The sequence below is a fragment of the Streptomyces sp. RLA012 genome (genome assembly GCF_056270325.1).
Genome location: NZ_JBWDPA010000002.1, coordinates 2,727,257 through 2,744,827 on the forward strand (window position 1 = coordinate 2,727,257; position 17,571 = coordinate 2,744,827).

Genomic DNA, 17,571 nt, shown 5'->3' on the forward strand with positions numbered 1-17,571 from the left:
CGTACGCGCAGTCGCACGCCAGGGCTGTGCGCGAGGACACGGAGGCGAAGCATGGACGAGGCACGGGCGCGGGACGTACTGGCCGCGGCGGAGGTGCTGCCGGGGCCGGCACGGGACGCGGCGCTCCTCGCCCTGGGCGAGAACGCGGTGTTCGCCGCCGGTGACCTGGTGGTCAAGGTGGGGCGCGACGCCGAACTCCTCGACCGTGCCTGGCGGGAACTGGACATCGCGGCCTGGCTCGCCGGGGCGGGTGTCCCGGCGGTGCGGGCGGCCGAGGCCAAGGCGCTGCTGGTGGACGGTCACCCGGTGACGGTGTGGCATCGGCTGCCCGATCCCGTGCGCCCGGCCGAGCCCCGGGATTTGGCCGAACTGCTGCGGGTGGTGCACGCACTGCCCTCCCCCTCCTTCGCCCTGCCGCCCCGCGAGCTGCTGGGCGGTGTGGAGCGCTGGCTGCGTCTGGCGGGCGAGGCGATCGACCCGGCGGACGCGGCGTATCTGCGGGCGCGGCGCGACGGCTTCGCGGCGGCCGCGGCGGCGCTCACCCCGCACCTGCCGCCGGGCCCGATCCACGGCGACGCGCTGCCCCGCAATGTCCATGTCGGTCCCGACGGTCCGGTCCTGGTCGACCTGGAGACCTTCTCCGCCGATCTGCGCGAGCACGACCTGGTGGTCATGGCCCTCTCCCGCGACCGCTACGGCCTGGCCGCCGAGGCGTACGCCTCCTTCACCGAGGCCTATGGCTGGGACGTGCGCGAGTGGGAGGGCTGTTCCGTGCTCCGGGGAGCGCGTGAGACCGCCAGCTGCGCCTGGGTCGCCCAGCACGCGCCGAGCAACCCGAAGGCCTTGGCCGAGTTCGAGCGGCGGGTGGCGTCACTGCGGGACGGCGACGAGGCGGTGCGCTGGTACCCGTTCTGACGAAACCGCGCCCGTCGCCGTCAGACCTTGTCGTCCGCCAGGTCCCGCAGCGGCCATGTCCCGTCGACCACCGCGTCCGTCTCTCCCTTGCGGCGCAGGAAGCTCTGGAAGTCGGCCGCCCATTCGGCGTACCACTCGATCTGGCGGCGGTGCAGCTCCGCCGGGCCGAGGGCCGCGACCTTCGGGTGGCGGCCGGCTATCGCGCCGGCCAGCCGGGCCGCGGCCAGGGCGTCGGCCGAGGCGTCGTGGGCGGATTCCAGCGGAACGCCGTACTCCGTGCAGACGGCTTCGAGGTTGCGCTTGCCGCGGCGGTAGCGGTCGACGGAGCGGTCGATCGTGTACGGGTCGATGACCGGGGCGGGGTCGATGCCGCCGAGCCGGTCGCGCAGCGACGGCAGTCCGTGCCGTCGCAGTTCGGCGGAGAGCAGGGTCAGGTCGAAGGCCGCGTTGTACGCGACGACGGGGACACCCGTCTTCCAGTACCCGACGAGGACCTCCGCGATCGCGTCGGCGACCCGGTCGGCGGGGCTGCCCTCGGTCGCCGCCCGCTCGTTGGAGATGCCGTGCACCGCCACCGCGTCCGCCGGGATCTCCACGCCCGGATCGGCCAGCCACTCACGGCGCCCCATCGGCTCTCCGCTCTTGACCTCGATCACGGCGCCCGTGACGATGCGCGCCTCGCGCGGATCGGTCCCGGTCGTCTCCAGGTCGAAGCCGATCAGCAGCTCCTGGTGCCAGCCCATGGGCGGCCCCCCTTCTTCGTGGTGCTTTCCCCCAGTGGTCTCCACGATCCCATGACCCACTGACAATCCGAGGACCGCGTTCCGCTTACCGCCGCCGCCACATCCGAAGCCACATCCGAAGCCACGACCGAAGTCGCTGCCGGGAAGAGTGACGTTTCAGGACACCGGCCGCGAATCGGCCCAAGCCACCTCGAACTCCTCGCGATACGTCGGAAAGAGCCCTTCCTCATCTATATCGTCCGGTTTGACGACACGGCCGCCACCACGCAGCACCAGCACCGGCGCCTCCATGCCGCGGGCCCGGCGCAGATAGGACTGGATGATCGCGATGCCGTCCGAGCCGTCCCCGTCGACGAGATACGCCGTGAAGCGCGGTGTCTCGTCGTACACCTGGATCTCGAACGCGCCGGGATCGCGCAGCCTGGCCCGCACCCGCCGCATGTGCAGGATGTTCATCTCGACGGCGCGGCTCAACTCGCCCCGCTTGAGGCCGAGTTCGCGCTCACGCCGCTTGACCGCGCTGGACGCCGGGTTCAGGAACAGCAACCGCACCCGGCAGCCCGACTCGGCGAGGCGTACGAGCCGTCGCCCGGAGAAGTTCTGCACCAGCAGGTTGAGGCCGATACCGATGGCGTCCAGACGGCGGGCGCCGCCGAAGAGGTCCTCGGCGGGGAACTGGCGCAGCAGCCGCACCCGGTCCGAGTGGACACCCACCACGTCCGCGTACCGGTCGCCGACCAGGTCCTCCACGGCGTCGACGGGCAGCCGCCGCGCGGAGGGCACGTCGCTGCCGGCGCCGAGGATCTCCAGGAGCTTCGCCGCGGCCCGCTCGGCCTGGTTCAGGACGGCCTCGGACAGGGCCCGGTTGCGGGAGACCACGTTCCGGGTGACTTCCAGCTCGTCCAGGGCGAGTTCGACGTCCCGGCGCTCGTCGAAGTAGGGCTCGAAGCACGGCCAGTGCTGCACCATCAGCTCACGCAGCTGCGGCAGGGTGAGGAAGCTGAGCACGTTGTCGTCGGCCGGGTCGAGCAGATAGCCCTTGCGGCGGCTGACTTCCCGTACGGCGACCGCGCGCTGTACCCACTCCTGCCCGGCGGGTCCGGCGGCGGCGACCACCCAGTCGTCGCCGTGGACGGGTTCGTAGATGGGACGGAGAACAGCGGCCACGACCGCGCGCAGCCGCTGCTCGACCAGATTCAGCCAGATGTAGGCACGCCCGGCTCGCTGGGCGCGCGTACGCACCTCGCGCCAGGCGTCGGCGCCCCAGTCCAGTTCCGGTCCAATGGATCCCATTTCCATCGGCCGCGCCAGGGACACCGCGCCGGGTGGGACATCTGTGGAGTTCCCCTCGTGACCCTCGTCACCAGGAGGCAACTCCAGCCCTCCCGAGCCCACCCGCGCACCGCCTTCCGCTCCCCCGAGCTCTCCCGTGGGGCCAGCCCCACTCAACGATCAAGGAAGGGTACTCCGGGAGCGGTGGGCGGTGCAGCCCGATGGACAGGTCGTTTCTCAACTTCCGTCTTGGACATGCCCGTTCTGATTGGCGAGCTCCGGCGGAGTGAGCGGATTCATAGCGGTGACGTCACGCGGGGCGAGGGAGAAGCCCTGCCAGTGGACCGGCATGGGCTGCTGGTCCTCGTCGCGCGCGATGTGGTGGAAGCCCACGTTGACCCAGACTATGGGGTGGGTGAGCGTCTGTCCGTTGACGTACTTGTCGACGGTCTTGCCCGCTCCGGCACCGCAGTTGAGCAGGTTGTCGGTGGCGAACTGCTCGCACTTCTTGTACTCGGTGAAGTACACGTCGTGCTTGGTGAAGGGGCGGCCGAGGTACTTGGTGGTGGCACCCGGGACGATCTCGTAGCTGCGGGCGTGGTTGTCCTTGTTCTTGCCGGTGGCGCTGACGACGCGCCACCAGCGCATGTTCTTGGCGTCGCCCGCGAGTTCCTTGGTGACCTTGGTGCGGGTGGTCTTGTTGGTCGGGCCCTCGTCGCCGTTGCGGGGCGGGCTGACCACCGAGTCGTACTGCTCGATCTTGTTCTTGGAGGAGCCGTCGAGGCCGAAGTCGAGCCGCCAGAAGACGTTGTGGCTGTGGCTGGTGGCGTAGGCCTTGGCGCCCTTGCCGATGGGCCAGCCGCGGCCGTCGCCCGCGTCGTAGTCACCGGGCGAGAGGCTGCCCGTGGCGCCGATGTTCATGCTGATGGTGCCGTCGTCCTGGAAGCGCCACTCGCTGATGTACTCGTACCAGCCGACCTGGTTGACGGTGTAGATCAGCAGGTCCTTGCCCTGCGTCTGGAAGACCTTGTTCCCGGTGTCGGCCTGCATGCGGTAGGCGTGGCCCCGCGAACGGGTGGTGGTGCACAGGCCGTTGACGTTCGCGTGCTGCGGGTCCCAGGCGTTGGGGATCTTCACGGTCTTGATGGTGCCGCCGGGGCACTCGCCCGGCGCCATCTTCATCAGGCCCTGGCCGAAGCCGGCGCTCGTGAGGTCGTCGTACTCGGCCTTGCCGTCGTCGTAGGGGACGTGGATCTGGCCGAGCTTGGCGCTGGTGAGGACCTTGATCGGCTGGGCCTCCCCCTTGGGCTGGTACGAGACGTTCTCCAGGACGAGCCCGGCCTCGCTCTCGTAGTGCCAGCACATGCGCCAGGTGGTGCCGGTGGAGAGCTTCTGCTCGATCTTGTACGCCGTGCTGCAGCCGGCGGCCGCCGCGGCCGCCGTGGGCGCGGCCTTGGACTGGGCGGCCGCCGGGCCCGCGGCCGTCGTCGCGCCGACGGCGAGTGCGGCCACCGAGAGGCCGACCGCCGTCCGGCTGCGGGCACGGCTGATTCTGTTCACGCGCATGACGAAGAGACTCCTTGCGAAAGCATGCGGAAGAAGGAGGTACCTGAGAAAGAAGAAGGAAGGAGGTACCTGGGAAAGAGCGAACGGAGGCGGCCCAGCCGCCGGGAGCACGCCGGTCGCGGCTCAGCCGAGCTTGCCGACCTTGCGGGCGCTCAGGTCGATCACCAGCGCACGGCTGTCGATCCAGGACCCGTTCTTGACCTTCGGGAAGAGCCTCACACAGCGGTGCTCGCCGCACTTCGCGAGGAGGCCTTGGACGCCCGGCGTGGCCCGGTAGACCATGCTGTTCAGCGTCAGCTGGTCGGGCGAGGTGAGCGTGTTGCCGGTGGCGTCCTTGTAGTCGGCCCGCAGGCCCGCGCCCAGCGGATCGGTGATCAGCAGTTTCGCGGCCTCGGTCATCTCGTCGTGGCTGATGGGAGGCTGGACGCTGCGCTGGGTGTCCGTCCGCTCCACCTTCCCGGTGGCGAGGTTGACGGTCTTGGTGACGAGCGTGTCGTCCTTGTAGTCGTAGAACGTGACGTCCGCGCGGCGCGGCGCGTCCGGGTCGTCGAGTTCGTTCTCCTCCGGATCGGCGAGGTCGACGCCGATGCGCTGCGGGCCGCGCTGCCCCTCGACGTTCTCGCTGGAGCCGAACAGCTGCCGGTTCACCGCGATCCGCTCGACGCGCTGGGTCTCGTCGTCGGTGAGCGGGTCACGGCCGGTGCCCTTGTCGCCCTCGGCCGGAGCCTGCTCGACGACACCGGGCTCGACGACCGCCTGCCCCTGTCCCTGCCCTTGTCCTGCCTGCTGCGCGGTCCCGCTGCCGCTCCGGAGGCCGCCCGAGCCTTCGTCGGCCCCCGCCGAGCCCGGAAGGGTGACCCCGACCATCACGGCCGTCCCGGCCACCGCGATGGCCGCACCCGCCACCACCTTTCCCAGATGGCGGTGCACTGTCTTGCGCACGTTTCCCCCTACTCCTTCTGTTTCTCCAGGAGTGAATTGAGTCCCACTGGTTCGGCATACGACGTATGCCTGGTCAGCGGGTAAGAGGGTCGTAAGTCATAGGAGGTTCCCTCACTTTCGGGGAGACTCGGTTCGGAGTCGCCCCCAGGGGCGCGGCACAACTGGAAGAGTCGTATCCATGCAGGTCTGGCCTGGAGAGGCATATCCACTCGGTGCCACGTACGACGGCGCCGGTACCAATTTCGCGGTCTTCTCGGAGGCCGCCGACCGCGTCGAGCTGTGTCTGCTGCAGGACGACGGCTCGGAGACGGCGGTCGAGCTGCGCGAGAGCGACGCGTTCGTACGGCACGCCTATCTGCCGGGGATCATGCCCGGGCAGCGGTACGGGTTCCGGGTGCACGGGCGGTACGCGCCCGAGCGTGGACAGCGTGTCAATTCCGCGAAGCTGCTGCTTGATCCGTACGCACGTGCGATCAGCGGCTCGGTCACGTGGGGCGAGGAGGTGTACGGCTATCCGTTCGGGACGCCCGACAAGCGCAACGACCTGGACTCGGCCCCGCACACCATGACGTCGGTGGTGGTCAACCCGTACTTCGACTGGGGCGACGACCGGCGCCCGCGTACCGAGTACCACCACACCGTGATCTACGAGGCCCATGTGAAGGGCCTCACGATGCGGCATCCGGCGCTGCCCGAGGAACTGCGCGGTACCTACGCGGCACTCGCCCACCCGGCGATCATCGAACACCTGACGGAACTGGGGGTCACCGCGCTGGAGCTGATGCCCGTGCACCAGTTCGTGAACGACCACCGGCTGGTGGAGATGGGCCTCAACAACTACTGGGGCTACAACACGATCGGCTTCTTCGCCCCGCACAACACGTACGCCTCCTGGGGCGACCGCGGCCAGCAGGTCCTGGAGTTCAAGTCGGCGGTCCGGGCACTGCACGAGGCCGGGATCGAGGTCATCCTGGACGTGGTCTACAACCACACCGCCGAGGGCAACCACCTGGGCCCGACGCTGTCCTTCAGGGGCCTCGACAACGCCTCGTACTACCGGCTCGCGGACGACCCCCGCTACTACATGGACACCACGGGCACCGGCAACTCGCTCCTGATGCGCTCACCGCACGTGCTCCAGCTGATCATGGATTCGCTGCGCTACTGGGTCACCGAGATGCATGTCGACGGCTTCCGCTTCGACCTCGCGGCGACGCTGGCCCGCCAGTTCCACGAGGTGGACCGGCTGTCCTCGTTCTTCGACCTGGTGCAGCAGGACCCGGTGGTCTCCCAGGTGAAGCTGATCGCCGAACCCTGGGACGTCGGCGAGGGCGGCTACCAGGTGGGCAACTTCCCACCGCTGTGGACCGAGTGGAACGGCAAGTACCGCGACACCGTACGGGACCTGTGGCGCGGCGAGCCGCGCACGCTGGCGGAGTTCGCCTCCCGTCTGACCGGCTCCTCGGACCTCTACCAGGACGACGGACGCCGGCCGCTCGCCTCCATCAACTTCGTGACCTGCCACGACGGGTTCACGCTCAACGACCTCGTCTCGTACAACAACAAGCGCAACCACGCCAACGGCGAGGACAACCGCGACGGTGAGAGCCACAACCGGTCCTGGAACTGCGGGGCCGAGGGCGACACCGACGACGAGGGCGTACTCGCGCTGCGGGCCCGCCAGAAGCGCAACTTCATCGCCACCCTGATGCTCTCCCAGGGCGTGCCGATGCTCAGCCACGGCGACGAGTTCGCACGCACCCAGAACGGCAACAACAACGCCTACTGCCAGGACAGCGAGCTGGCCTGGGTGCCGTGGCCCGAGGACGGCGGCGAGGACGAGAGCGACGGCGACGGTGAGGGCGAGGGCGAGGGCGACGGCGGACTGCTCGACTTCACGCGCGCGATGGTGTGGCTACGCCGCGACCATCCCGTGTTCCGGCGGCGCCGCTTCTTCCACGGCCGTCCCGTCCAGGGCACGCACGACGAGCTGTCGGACATCGCGTGGTTCACCCCGGCGGGCACGGAGATGACCCAGCGCGACTGGGGGTCCACACAGGCGCAGGCGCTGTCCGTCTTCCTCAACGGCAACGCGATCTCCGAGCCGGGCCCGCGCGGGGAGCACATCGCCGACGACTCCTTCCTGCTGATGTTCAACGCCTCCGCCAAGCCGCTGGACTTCGTGGTGCCGGTCAACCACGGACGGCAGTGGCAGGTCGTGGTCGACACCGCCCTCCCGGAGGGGGTGACGCCGGGCACGGGCGCGAAGGTCCAGGCCGGGGACCGGCTGACGCTGATCGACCGGAGCCTGACGGTGCTGCAACGGCCCGCGTAGCCGGTCATTCGGACGTACGTCGATGACACGAAAGAGGGAGAGGCGGGTACGTAGGTCACCATGACTCCTGAGCGTCCCGAACCGGAGATCCCGGCCCCGGTGGTACCCGCTGCGCCGACCGCCACCTACCGGCTGCAGCTGCAGCCGGAGTTCCCCTTCGGGGCCGCCGAGTCGGTCGTGCCGTACCTGGCCGCGCTCGGCGTCTCCCATCTGCACCTCTCCCCCGTCCTGGAGTCCGTCCCGGGCTCGACCCACGGCTACGACGTGGTGGACCACACCCGTGTGCGGGGCGAGCTGGGCGGCGAGCGGGGGCTGCGCTCCCTGGCCCGCACGGCACGGGCGCACGGCCTCGGCCTGGTCGTCGACATCGTGCCGAACCACATGGCGATGGCCCCGCGCCACAACCACGCCCTGTGGGAGGTGCTGCGCGAGGGCCCGGAGTCCCCGTACGCACGCTGGTTCGACATCGACTGGGACGCCCAGGGCGGTCAGGTGCTGCTGCCGGTGCTCGGCGGCCGGCTCGGCACGGAGATCGACCGGCTGAAGGTCGACGGCGACGTACTGCGCTACTACGACCACGTGTTTCCGCTGCGCGAGGGCACGGAGCGGCTGCCGCTGCCACGGCTCCTCGACGCGCAGTGGTACCGCCCGGCCTGGTGGCGGCTGGCCCGCACCGAGCTGAACTACCGCCGCTTCTTCAGCATTTCGGAGCTCGTCGGAGTGCGCGTCGAGGACCCGGAGGTGTTCGCGGCGACCCACGCGAAGATCCTGGAGCTGCTCGACGACGGCGTGGTCGACGGGCTGCGCATCGACCATCCGGACGGTCTCGCGGACCCGGACGCCTATCTGCGCCGCCTCCACGAGGCGACCGGCGGGCGCTGGACGGTGGTCGAGAAGATCCTCGCGGACGGCGAGCCGCTGCCCGCTGCCTGGCCCGTCGCGGGCACCACCGGCTACGACGCGCTGCGGCACGTCGACGGCCTCTTCGTGGATCCGGCGGGCGCGGGGGAACTCCTCGGCCAGTACCGGCGGTTCGCGGCCCCCCAGGCCGACCGGGGCGGCCACTGGGAGGCGACGGTGCGCCGGGCGGCGTACAAGGTGATCACGCACGAGCTGGCCACGGAGTTCGACCGCCTCACCCGCGCGGCGAGCCGGCTGTGCGCCGCCTCCCCGGACCCCGGGCTGCGCGACCATGCCCCCTGGGCGCTGGGCACCGCGCTGCGGGAACTCCTCGTACGCATGGAGGTGTACCGGCCGTATCCCTCCACGGACGCCTCCCTGGTCGTGACCGAGGCGGCCGCCGCCGAGGCCCGCACCGCGTACACGATGCCCGAAGAGGCCCACGCCGTGGACGTCGTACGGGACCTGGTGCTCGGGCGGGCCGGTGACGGCCCGGAGCACGCGGAGTTCCGGGCCCGGTTCGCGCAGATCTCGTCCGCGCTGCGCGCCAAGTCCGTGGAGGACACCGCGTTCTACCGCTATGTGCCCCTGCTGTCGGCCAACGAGGTGGGCGGGAACCCGAGCGCTCCGGCCGTCGCCCCCGAGGACTTCCACGCCTACTGCGCGCGCGTGCAGCGCGACTGGCCCGCCACCGGCACCGCCCTGTCGACCCACGACACCAAACGCAGCGCCGACGTCCGCGCGGCCCTGTCGCTGCTCACCCAGTGCCCCGAGCGCTGGGGCGACGTGCTGGCCGAGGTGACCCGCGACGGGACGGCGGGCGTTCCCGACCCCCAGCTGGCGTGGGCCGCGTGGCAGACGGTGTTCGGGCTCGGCCCGGCCGACGGGGAACGCGTCCGGGAGGCGCTGTTGAAGCACGTCCGGGAGGCCGGGCTGAACACCTCCTGGACCGAGCAGAACCCCGCGTACGAGGAGGCGGTGGCGGCGTTCGTCGCCGCGGGGCCCTGCGGGGCGCCCGGGCGGCACGTGACCGACTTCCGGGCCGGGCTCGCCCCGCACGTCCGGGCGAACGTCCTGGGGGCCGCTCTGGTCCATCTGACGATGCCCGGGGTGCCGGACGTCTACCAGGGCACCGAGGGCGAGTACCTGGCGCTCGTGGACCCGGACAACCGGGAGCCGTTCACACCAGGGCAACAGCCCCCGGAAGGGTCTTCGGACGGGTCTTCGGACGGGGCGGAGGCGGCTCCGGAAGGGGCTTCGGAAGCGGCTTCGGAGCTGTCCGCGGAGAAGGCCGCGCTCACCGCGGCGGCACTGCGGCTGCGGGCGCGGCGCCCCGCCGTCTTCGGCGACTCGGCGACGTACGCACCGCTGACGGCGGAGGGTCCGGGCGCCGCCCACTGGGTGGGGTTCGTCCGCTCCGGAGAGGTGATCTCGGCCGTCACGCGGTTGTCGCTGCGCCTCACGGACGCGGGCGGCTGGCGCGACACCCGGCTCGCGCTCCCCGAGGGACGGTGGGCGGACGCGCTCGCTCCGGGGCGGGAGTTCATCGGGCACGCGCGCGTGGCGGAGCTCTTCGAGCGGCTGCCGGTGGTGCTGCTGGAGCGGGTCGGTGGAGGCGGACCGGCGGGCTCCGCGGGGAACGGCTGATCAGTCCCTCCGCGCCGGGCCGGGAGCCCTCGCGCGGGTGGTCGGGGCTCCACGCGCGCCGGAGCGTCGTCCTGGCGACCGGCTCACGGCCGCGCACGCGCCCGGGGCCCGCACCGGACGGACGGCGCGCGGGAGTGAACGGCGCCGCGCCCGTCGCGGCGGGGCACCCACGGTGGTTCCCGGCAGTCGGACCGTGCGCGCCCGGCGTCGGGGGCGCCTCCCGCGCCCTGTCCACCGGCCCTGACGGAGATCAATGCCACCTGGCGCCCCGGGGAGCCGCCCCGTCGGCTGCTTGACAGTTCTCCCATACCGTGGAGTACTGCGGAAAGCGACGCAGGGCGGACAAGTCGGGGGTGAGTCTCCTGCCGGAGTTGCGCTACCCAAGTGTGACCGAAATCGTCTCGTCCGCCCGGGCGTTGGCGGCCCACCGGCCCGGCCTGAGCGTACTGAGACAAGTGGGCGTCTCACGCGCGGGCAGACCCCTCCACCTGCTGTCCGTCGGCCACGCGCGGCGTGCGGTGCTCGTCGTGGCGGGCGCCCACGCGAACGAACCGACCGGCGGCTCGACACTCCTGTCGCTGGCCGAACGTGTACTGCACGAGCGGGAGTTACGGGCCGACACCTCCTGGCACTTCCTGCTCTGCGCGGACCCGGACGGCGCGAGCCTGCATGTGACACCCGCGCCGCGGACGCTGCTCGACTACCACCTCGGGTTCTTCCGTCCGGCCGGCCCCGAACAGCCCGAGTGGTCGCCCTCCGTCCTGCCGCCCGACCGGCTGCCCCCGGAGACCCGCGCTCTCACCCGGGTCATCGACGAGCTGCGGCCCTACCTTCAGGTGACCCTGCACGGGACCGACCTCGGCGGCAGCTGGGTGCAGTTGACCAAGGACATCCCGGGGCTCGCCGAACCGTTCGCCAAGTCCGCGGCGGAGCTGCACATCCCGGTGGAGACGGGCGCGTCGGACGCCGCGGGCTGGCCCGCCTCGGGGCCCGGGGTGCATGTGATGCCGGCCCCCGGCTCGGACGCGGCCTACCCGAGCATGCCCGACGACGCCCGGCACAGCACCTGGTACCACGCCCACCGGTACGGCGGTCTGACCGCGGTGGTCGAGGTGCCGATGTGGGCCAGCGACCTGGTGGACGACCCGGCGCCGCACCCCGCCCCGGCCGCGGCACTGCGACGCCTGGCGCACCGGCTGCTGCGGGACGCGCTCCAGGTGGAGACGGTGCTCACGGAGGTCCTGCCACGCCTCCCGGGCCCCGACGGGCCGCTTCTGCGGGCCGCCAAGTGGGCGCTGGAGCTGGTGCCGGGCCTGGCCGAGGACTGGGTGCGGACGTCGCCTCCGGACACGACGATGGCGTACGTCGGCAGTGTGGACGCCTTCGGGCGCCGGCTCCCGTTGCGGGCCGCCGCGATGCTGCTGCGGGTCCTCCAGGAGGCCGACGACCGGGCGGCGCCGGGCCTCGAACGCCTCGTGGCCACCTGGAGCGAGGCCTTCGCCGAACGCTTCCGCGCCCGCTGGGTTCCTCTGGAGCACCAGGTCGAGCACCAGTCCCGCACGGTGGTCGCGGCAGCCCGGCACGCGCGCGACAGCGCCGCCTGACGCCTGATACCTGATGCCTGAACCTCAGAACGTCCGACATCCGGGCATCCGGGCATCCAGGCATCCAGGCATCCGGCTCAGCCCTACATGGCAAACACCGCTCCCGTCTCGGCGCCCATCACGCAGAAGTTCGAGAAGGTGTGCGAGTACGTCACCTCGCGGCCCGCCCACTCCCCGTGCGCGGTTGCGGTGACCGGACCGTAGATCATCGAGCAGATGGTGTCGGGCCTGGGCGGGATCCGGGAGATGTCGCCCTCGACGGTGGCGAGTTCGGCGCAGGCCTCGGCCGCGTGGGCGTGCCCCTGGGGCGGGTCGCAGCGCAGCGTCGTGCCACGGGTGCTGCTCGACTGTGTGTCGGCAGTGGTGACGGTGAGGTAGAGCCAGTTGCCGGTGTCGGTCCCGTGGGGCGCCGCCGGGGCCGCGCCCAGGGTGAAGAGGGCGACCGCCGCGAGCAGCGTGTGACGTACCGCTTGAGGATTTCTCGTCATTCCCGATGCATCGGCAGCGCGGCCTGCGAACCCCAGCCCGTCTCACCCGAATGCGAGCGCACGCGTGCGTGACGCCCGGCGAGTTCGAACGCGGCGATCACCACCCGCGCCTGGTACTCGACCTGGCGTGCGACCGGGATCCAGCGGGCCCCGCAGCCCTCGCGGTAGTCGCCGCACCACGCGTCGATCAGCCGGTCGAGCTCCGGCAGCGCCTCGCCCGGATCGTGCCCGGAGCCGGTCACGAGCTGATGCAGCAGCCCGGCCGTGCGCAGCGCCACCCGGCGTCCGGCGAGACGCAGGGCCGTCAGGCGGGCGGTGTCGAGCGGCGGCAGGGGCCGCCCCCCGGCGTCCGGCACATCGGGGTCCCAGGAGTCGGCCAGCCCGGGTCCCACGAGTAAATAGTCGTCGACGGGGGCGAGGAGGCGGGCCGCGTCCGCAGAGGTGTCGAGGCCGGGACGGACCCGCCCGAGGATGCCCTCCAGCAGCCGGGTGTCCTGGCGCAGCGTATGGCTGACGGAGCGCAGCACCGCGTCGGCGTCGGCGGGCCGGGTGGCGTCCTCCACGGCCGCCACGCCCCACATGGGAGCCTCGACGACCGCGGTCACGGTGCCGTACCGGTGCGGGTGGAACCAGGTGGACTCGACCGCGGCCTCGGTGATGGCGGCGGCGAGATCGCCCGGGTGCGGCGGCGGGATGCGGTAGACGGCGGGGCCGAGGGTCGGCCAGTACAGGGTGTCGTACGGCCCCAGCTCGCGCGGGATGCCCAGGCGCGCCGCCGTGTGCGCGACGCGCTGGGCGAGGCCGGGCAGCTCGCGGGTCAGTTCGACGAAGGCGCCGCCGACGTCGACGCCGTGCAGGGAGCACTGGAAGAAGGGCCGCAGTTCGTCCTGGAGGTCGAGGAGGGCGCGGGTCTCGGGCAGGGTGACGCCGGCCGCGCCCTCGGGCAGCCACTCGGGCTGTTCGAGGAAGCCGGGGCGAAAGAAGTGCCGGAAGTAGTGGCCGAGGGTGTACGGGCCGGACAGCCAGGCCTCGTTGCGGCGGGCGCCGTCGGGGTCGAGGCAGAGCAGCAGGTTCCAGGTGGCGTCGGCGCCTTCGCGCAGCCGGGGGTCGGCGAGCGCCCGTTCGGCCAGGCGCAGGGCGGTGGCGCCGCCCACGGGTTCGTTGGCGTGGGGTCCGGCGACGACGAGGGCCTGGCGGCTGCCGTGCCCGACGGACAGCAGCCACATCGGGGTGCCCGCCCGTGACGTGCCCACGCGGCGCAGTCGGGCATCGCGCGGACGACGGGCGACGAGTGCGGCCGCACGGGCGCTCAGCTCGTCCACGGTCGGGTAGCGGAGGAGTGGCGGCAGGGCACACCTCCACAAATGTGGTGCCGTCGGTTCACCTGGTGTGCATGGTGTACGCACAGTCAGTCACGGCTGTGGAGGTACGTCAACACCATCGAACGTAAGGGAACTTGAGTAAATCGGTGAGTGAAACCAGGGCCAGAGCTCGGTCCCGGCCCATCGGAATCATCCGATCCGGTCCCAGGGGATCGTCAGATCCTGCCCCCTTGAAGGGCGGGATCGTCAGGTCCTCCCTCAGGGGCGTCAGGACGACGCGAGCCGGAACGAGATGCGTCCGAAGCCGATCTGGTCGCCCTCCTGGACGACGACGGCGCCGATCACCCGCCGCCCGTTGACGGTCGTCCCGTTGGTCGAGCCGAGATCGCGCAGCACCCACAGCTCGCCCTGGCGCCTCAGCTCGGCGTGCACGCGGGACACCGTCTCGTGGTTGAGCCGCAGCCCGCTCCCGGGGTCGCGGCCGATCCGCAGCGGGTGGCCGTTGCCCGGGTGGGGCAGCAGCAGCTTGGGGAGACGCTCGGCCTGCCAGGCCCTGCGCAGCCGTACGGTGAAGCCGGAGACCGCCTCGACGGTACCGAACACCAGTTTCGCCCAGCGGCCCTCGGTGGGCAGGTCGGCGGTGAGCACGGCGAGCTCGTCGGAGCGCCGGGCGGCGAGGGCCAGTTCCATACGCCGGATGAACGTGTCGTGCGAGAGGCGCCCGAGAGCGGCGCCGTCACGGAGAGCCTTCAGCGCCCGGTCGCGCTCCGCGTCCGACAGCCGCGCGGGGTACGTGTGGAACTCGAATGACGACGTCACGCTGGTGATTGTCGGTCAGTAGGAGCGGGGTGTCCAGAAGACCCGGAAACGGCGGCTGCCGCCGACCGAGGGGATCCGCGCGTCCATCACGTGGCGAACACACGGCAAAAGGGTGGATTCGAAGCCGAATTGATCTCATGTGCAGCACCATGGACGTGACATGCCAGGACGTGCCGGGTCACGACGCGCCACGTCGCGGAGAGCGGACGACAACACGTCGCGGAGAGTGGACGACAAGGGGGAACCGTCTGTGCGGTTCGAGGTGTGGGCACCGGAGGCCGGCCGTGTGTCGCTCCACTGCGCGGGCGCCACGCGCGCGTTGGAGCGCGATCCGGAGCGCGCCGGGTGGTGGACGGGCGACGCGGACGCGCAGGACGGAACGCGGTACGGCTTCGCGGTGGACGACGGACCCGTCCGTCCCGACCCCCGCTCGCGGCGGCAGCCGGACGGTCCGGACGGGCTGAGCGCGGTGGTCGACCAGGAGCGGTACGCCTGGCGCACCGAGTGGACGGGACGCCCGCTGCCGGGCGCGGTCCTGTACGAGCTGCACGTGGGGACGTACACCCGTGAAGGGACGCTGGACGCGGCCGCCGAGCGGCTCGGGCACCTCGCGGAACTGGGCGTCACGCACATCGAGTTGATGCCGCTGTGCCCGTTCCCGGGACGGCACGGATGGGGGTACGAGGGTGTCTCCCTGTGGGCCGTGCACGAGCCGTACGGCGGCCCCGAGGCGCTGAAGCGCTTCGTCGACCGGGCACACGAACGGGGCCTCGGGGTCGTCCTCGACGTCGTGCACAACCATCTCGGCCCGTCCGGCAACTATCTGCCCGTGTTCGGGCCGTACTTCACGCAGACCCATCAGACGCCCTGGGGCGCCGCGGTGAACCTGGACGCGCCCGGTTCGGACGAGGTGCGGGCGTATCTCGTCGGCAGCGCGCTGGCCTGGCTGCGGGACTACCGGCTGGACGGGCTGCGCCTGGACGCGGTGCACACGCTGCGGGACACCCGCGCGGTGCACTTCCTGGAGGCGCTGTCCACGGCCGTGGACGCGCTCTGCGACGACCTGGGCCGGCCGCTCTTCCTGATCGCCGAATCGGATCTGAACGACCCGCGGGTCGTCACCGCGCGCGCGGAGGGCGGTCTCGGGCTGCACGCGCAGTGGAACGACGACTTCCACCACGCGCTGCACACCGCCCTGACGGATGAGGCGCAGGGCTACTACGCGGACTTCGCACGGACCCCGCTCACCGCCCTCGCCAAGACGCTGACCTCCGGCTTCTTCCACGACGGCACCTATTCGGCCTTCCGTGGCCGCGGCCACGGCCGCCCGCTCGACCGTACGCGTGTCTCGGCGCACCGGCTGCTGGGCTACTCCCAGACCCACGACCAGATCGGCAACCGTGCGCTGGGGGACCGGCTCTCGGCGTCCCTCTCGCCCGGGCTGCTGGCCTGCGCGGCCACGCTGACGCTCACCGCGCCCTTCACACCGATGCTGTTCATGGGCGAGGAGTGGGCCGCGGGCACGCCCTGGCAGTTCTTCACCGACCACACCGATCCGGAGCTCGCCGAGGCCGTACGGCGGGGCAGGCGCCGGGAGTTCGGGGCGCACGGCTGGGCGGAGGAGGACGTCCCCGATCCGCAGGACCCGGCGACCCGGGACCGCTCCTGCCTGGACTGGTCGGAGCCCGAGAAGGCCCCCCACGCGCGCGTGCTGGCCTGGTACCGCGAGCTGATCGCCCTGCGCCGCCGCCGGCCCGACCTCTCGGACCCCGATCTCGCCGCCGTCAAGGTCGCCCACGACGATCAGGCCCGCTGGCTGGCGCTGCGGCGCGGGGACGTCCGGGTGGCCGTGAACCTGGGCCAGGAGGCCGCCACGATCCCGCTGGGCCTGCGCCACGCGCGCGTGCTGGCCGCGTGGGAGCCGGTGCGGGCGCCGGACGCGGACGGACTGCTGAGTGTGCCGGGCGAGTCGTGCGTGGTGCTCACGCAGGTGTGAGCACCGGGGGACGGCGTGCCGGGCGGTTCAGTCGTCGCCCGGCGGTTCCGTGACCCGTTCGAGGAGGATCGGCTCCCAGGCGCGGCCCAGTCGGGTCCGCAGCAGCAGCAGGGGGCCGGCGTCGCGGCCCTGGAGACGGTCGGCGAGGCCGCGCACCGTGTCGCAGCGGGCCAGCCACAGGCCGCGCAGGCAGGGACGGGCACCGTATCCGGCGAGGGTGGCGGCGCGTACGGCGGCGGGGGCGCCGACGGCGACCGCCAGCCCGGCGATGTCCTCGGCGGGGTCTCCGAGGACCGCGTCGGTCCAGCCGAGGACGCCGCGCACCCGCCCGTCTCCGCTCACCACCAGGTGTTCGCCCTTGAGGTCGTGGTGCACGAGGACGGCGGCCGCGGTCTGCGCGGCGAGCTGGACGGCGGCGGCCCCGGTGAGCTGGGCGAGGCGCCCGGGATCGAACTCGTCGTCGTCGGCGAGCCGCTCGGCGGCCCGCTCCGCGGCGGTCCGCAGCTCTTGCAGGGAGCGCGGCGCGGCGCGTGGCACCCCGAGCGCCTCGGCCTGCCGTACGGACACCTCGCGCAGCCCCGTGAGCAGCGCGGCCAGGTCGGCCTCCCCCAGCGCGGAGACGTCCTGGGCCTCGCCGGAGCGGCCGCGCAGCCGGGTGTCCAGGGTGTAGGTCAGTCCGGCCGCCCACTCGCCGTGCGCGACGCTCGCGGGCACCGCGACGCCGATGAGCGGACGGACGAGGTCGCGCAGCCGCAGCTCGCGGCGCCCGCGTACGACGGCCTCGCGGTCCTGGGCGAGCCGCAGTACATGACGGGTGCCGACCCACCAGGTGGAGTGCTCGCCGCCCTCGGTGACGGGCCGGACGTCGGGTCCCGCGCCCGCCGCCTCGCTCTCGGCGAGCAGTGCACGGACCAGTCGGCGGACGGTGTCCGCGGTCGGTGTCGGTGTCGGGGCCTGCTGAGTCATGGTCGCGCCGTTGTCGTTGAGGACGTTGGGGCCGTTGGGGGCGTTGGGGCCGTTGA

Annotated in this window: 13 protein-coding genes; 5 read left to right on the top strand and 8 right to left on the bottom strand. The window is 72.0% G+C overall.

Annotated features, from left to right (window positions below; genetic code table 11):
- Positions 1–51 precede the first annotated feature (51 nt).
- Positions 52–915, top strand: coding sequence for a phosphotransferase enzyme family protein (locus RV986_RS12675; RefSeq protein ID WP_475917485.1), 864 nt, complete (start codon positions 52–54; stop codon positions 913–915).
- Positions 916–935: 20 nt separating this feature from the next.
- On the opposite strand, the gene RV986_RS12680 is transcribed toward RV986_RS12675, so the two are convergent.
- The 4 genes from RV986_RS12680 to RV986_RS12695 all read right to left on the bottom strand — a co-directional run bounded on the left by RV986_RS12680 (position 936) and on the right by RV986_RS12695 (position 5,438).
- A complete protein-coding gene (locus RV986_RS12680) occupies positions 936–1,658 on the bottom strand; it encodes an exonuclease domain-containing protein (protein WP_475917486.1) in 723 nt (240 codons plus the stop codon).
- 156 nt (positions 1,659–1,814) lie between these two features.
- Complete coding sequence (locus tag RV986_RS12685) at positions 1,815–3,053, bottom strand: SAV2148 family HEPN domain-containing protein (protein ID WP_475917487.1); 1,239 nt, start codon at positions 3,051–3,053, stop codon at positions 1,815–1,817.
- A 114-nt stretch (positions 3,054–3,167) separates the two neighbouring features.
- Positions 3,168–4,496, bottom strand: coding sequence for a copper amine oxidase (locus tag RV986_RS12690; protein WP_475917488.1), 1,329 nt, complete (start codon positions 4,494–4,496; stop codon positions 3,168–3,170).
- A 123-nt stretch (positions 4,497–4,619) separates the two neighbouring features.
- Positions 4,620–5,438, bottom strand: coding sequence for a Tat pathway signal sequence domain protein (locus RV986_RS12695; protein ID WP_475917489.1), 819 nt, complete (start codon positions 5,436–5,438; stop codon positions 4,620–4,622).
- Positions 5,439–5,616: 178 nt separating this feature from the next.
- On the opposite strand from RV986_RS12695, the gene glgX reads away from it, so the two are divergent.
- The 3 genes from glgX to RV986_RS12710 all read left to right on the top strand — a co-directional run bounded on the left by glgX (position 5,617) and on the right by RV986_RS12710 (position 11,924).
- Positions 5,617–7,773 (top strand): glycogen debranching protein GlgX, encoded by a 2,157-nt coding sequence (gene glgX / locus RV986_RS12700; protein WP_475917490.1) that lies wholly within the window; start codon positions 5,617–5,619, stop codon positions 7,771–7,773.
- Between the two features lie 60 nt (positions 7,774–7,833).
- Positions 7,834–10,320 carry a malto-oligosyltrehalose synthase gene (gene treY / locus RV986_RS12705; RefSeq protein WP_475917491.1) on the top strand — a complete coding sequence of 829 codons (2,487 nt, stop codon included), beginning with the start codon at positions 7,834–7,836 and terminating at the stop codon, positions 10,318–10,320.
- Positions 10,321–10,673: 353 nt separating this feature from the next.
- Positions 10,674–11,924, top strand: a complete 1,251-nt coding sequence (locus RV986_RS12710; protein WP_475917492.1) for a M14 family zinc carboxypeptidase — start codon at positions 10,674–10,676, stop codon at positions 11,922–11,924.
- Between the two features lie 83 nt (positions 11,925–12,007).
- Here RV986_RS12710 and RV986_RS12715 read toward each other — a convergent pair whose 3' ends face one another.
- From RV986_RS12715 to RV986_RS12725, 3 genes are all read right to left on the bottom strand, one after another.
- Positions 12,008–12,412, bottom strand: a complete 405-nt coding sequence (locus tag RV986_RS12715) for an SSI family serine proteinase inhibitor (RefSeq protein ID WP_475917493.1) — start codon at positions 12,410–12,412, stop codon at positions 12,008–12,010.
- Positions 12,409–13,776 carry a M14 family zinc carboxypeptidase gene (locus tag RV986_RS12720; RefSeq protein ID WP_475917494.1) on the bottom strand — a complete coding sequence of 456 codons (1,368 nt, stop codon included), beginning with the start codon at positions 13,774–13,776 and terminating at the stop codon, positions 12,409–12,411. The genes RV986_RS12715 and RV986_RS12720 overlap by 4 nt, the downstream gene beginning before the upstream one ends.
- A 225-nt stretch (positions 13,777–14,001) precedes the next feature.
- Positions 14,002–14,553: an FHA domain-containing protein gene (locus RV986_RS12725; RefSeq protein WP_475917495.1), complete on the bottom strand. Its 552-nt coding sequence runs from the start codon at positions 14,551–14,553 to the stop codon at positions 14,002–14,004.
- A 250-nt stretch (positions 14,554–14,803) separates the two neighbouring features.
- Between RV986_RS12725 and treZ the strand changes: the two genes are divergently transcribed.
- Positions 14,804–16,549 carry a malto-oligosyltrehalose trehalohydrolase gene (gene treZ, locus RV986_RS12730; RefSeq protein ID WP_475917496.1) on the top strand — a complete coding sequence of 582 codons (1,746 nt, stop codon included), beginning with the start codon at positions 14,804–14,806 and terminating at the stop codon, positions 16,547–16,549.
- A gap of 27 nt (positions 16,550–16,576) precedes the next feature.
- Here the strand turns inward: treZ and RV986_RS12735 are convergent, their stop codons facing one another.
- Positions 16,577–17,515, bottom strand: a complete 939-nt coding sequence (locus RV986_RS12735) for an aminoglycoside phosphotransferase family protein (protein WP_475917497.1) — start codon at positions 17,513–17,515, stop codon at positions 16,577–16,579.
- Positions 17,516–17,571: the final 56 nt, after the last annotated feature.

Coding starts and splice junctions, on each gene's coding strand:
- RV986_RS12675 (WP_475917485.1), top strand. CDS start 52: ATGGACGAGGCACGGGCGCGGGACGTACTGGCCGCGGCGGAGGTGCTG.
- RV986_RS12680 (WP_475917486.1), bottom strand. CDS start 1,658: ATGGGCTGGCACCAGGAGCTGCTGATCGGCTTCGACCTGGAGACGACC.
- RV986_RS12690 (WP_475917488.1), bottom strand. CDS start 4,496: ATGCGCGTGAACAGAATCAGCCGTGCCCGCAGCCGGACGGCGGTCGGC.
- glgX (WP_475917490.1), top strand. CDS start 5,617: ATGCAGGTCTGGCCTGGAGAGGCATATCCACTCGGTGCCACGTACGAC.
- treY (WP_475917491.1), top strand. CDS start 7,834: ATGACTCCTGAGCGTCCCGAACCGGAGATCCCGGCCCCGGTGGTACCC.
- RV986_RS12715 (WP_475917493.1), bottom strand. CDS start 12,412: ATGACGAGAAATCCTCAAGCGGTACGTCACACGCTGCTCGCGGCGGTC.
- RV986_RS12735 (WP_475917497.1), bottom strand. CDS start 17,515: ATGACTCAGCAGGCCCCGACACCGACACCGACCGCGGACACCGTCCGC.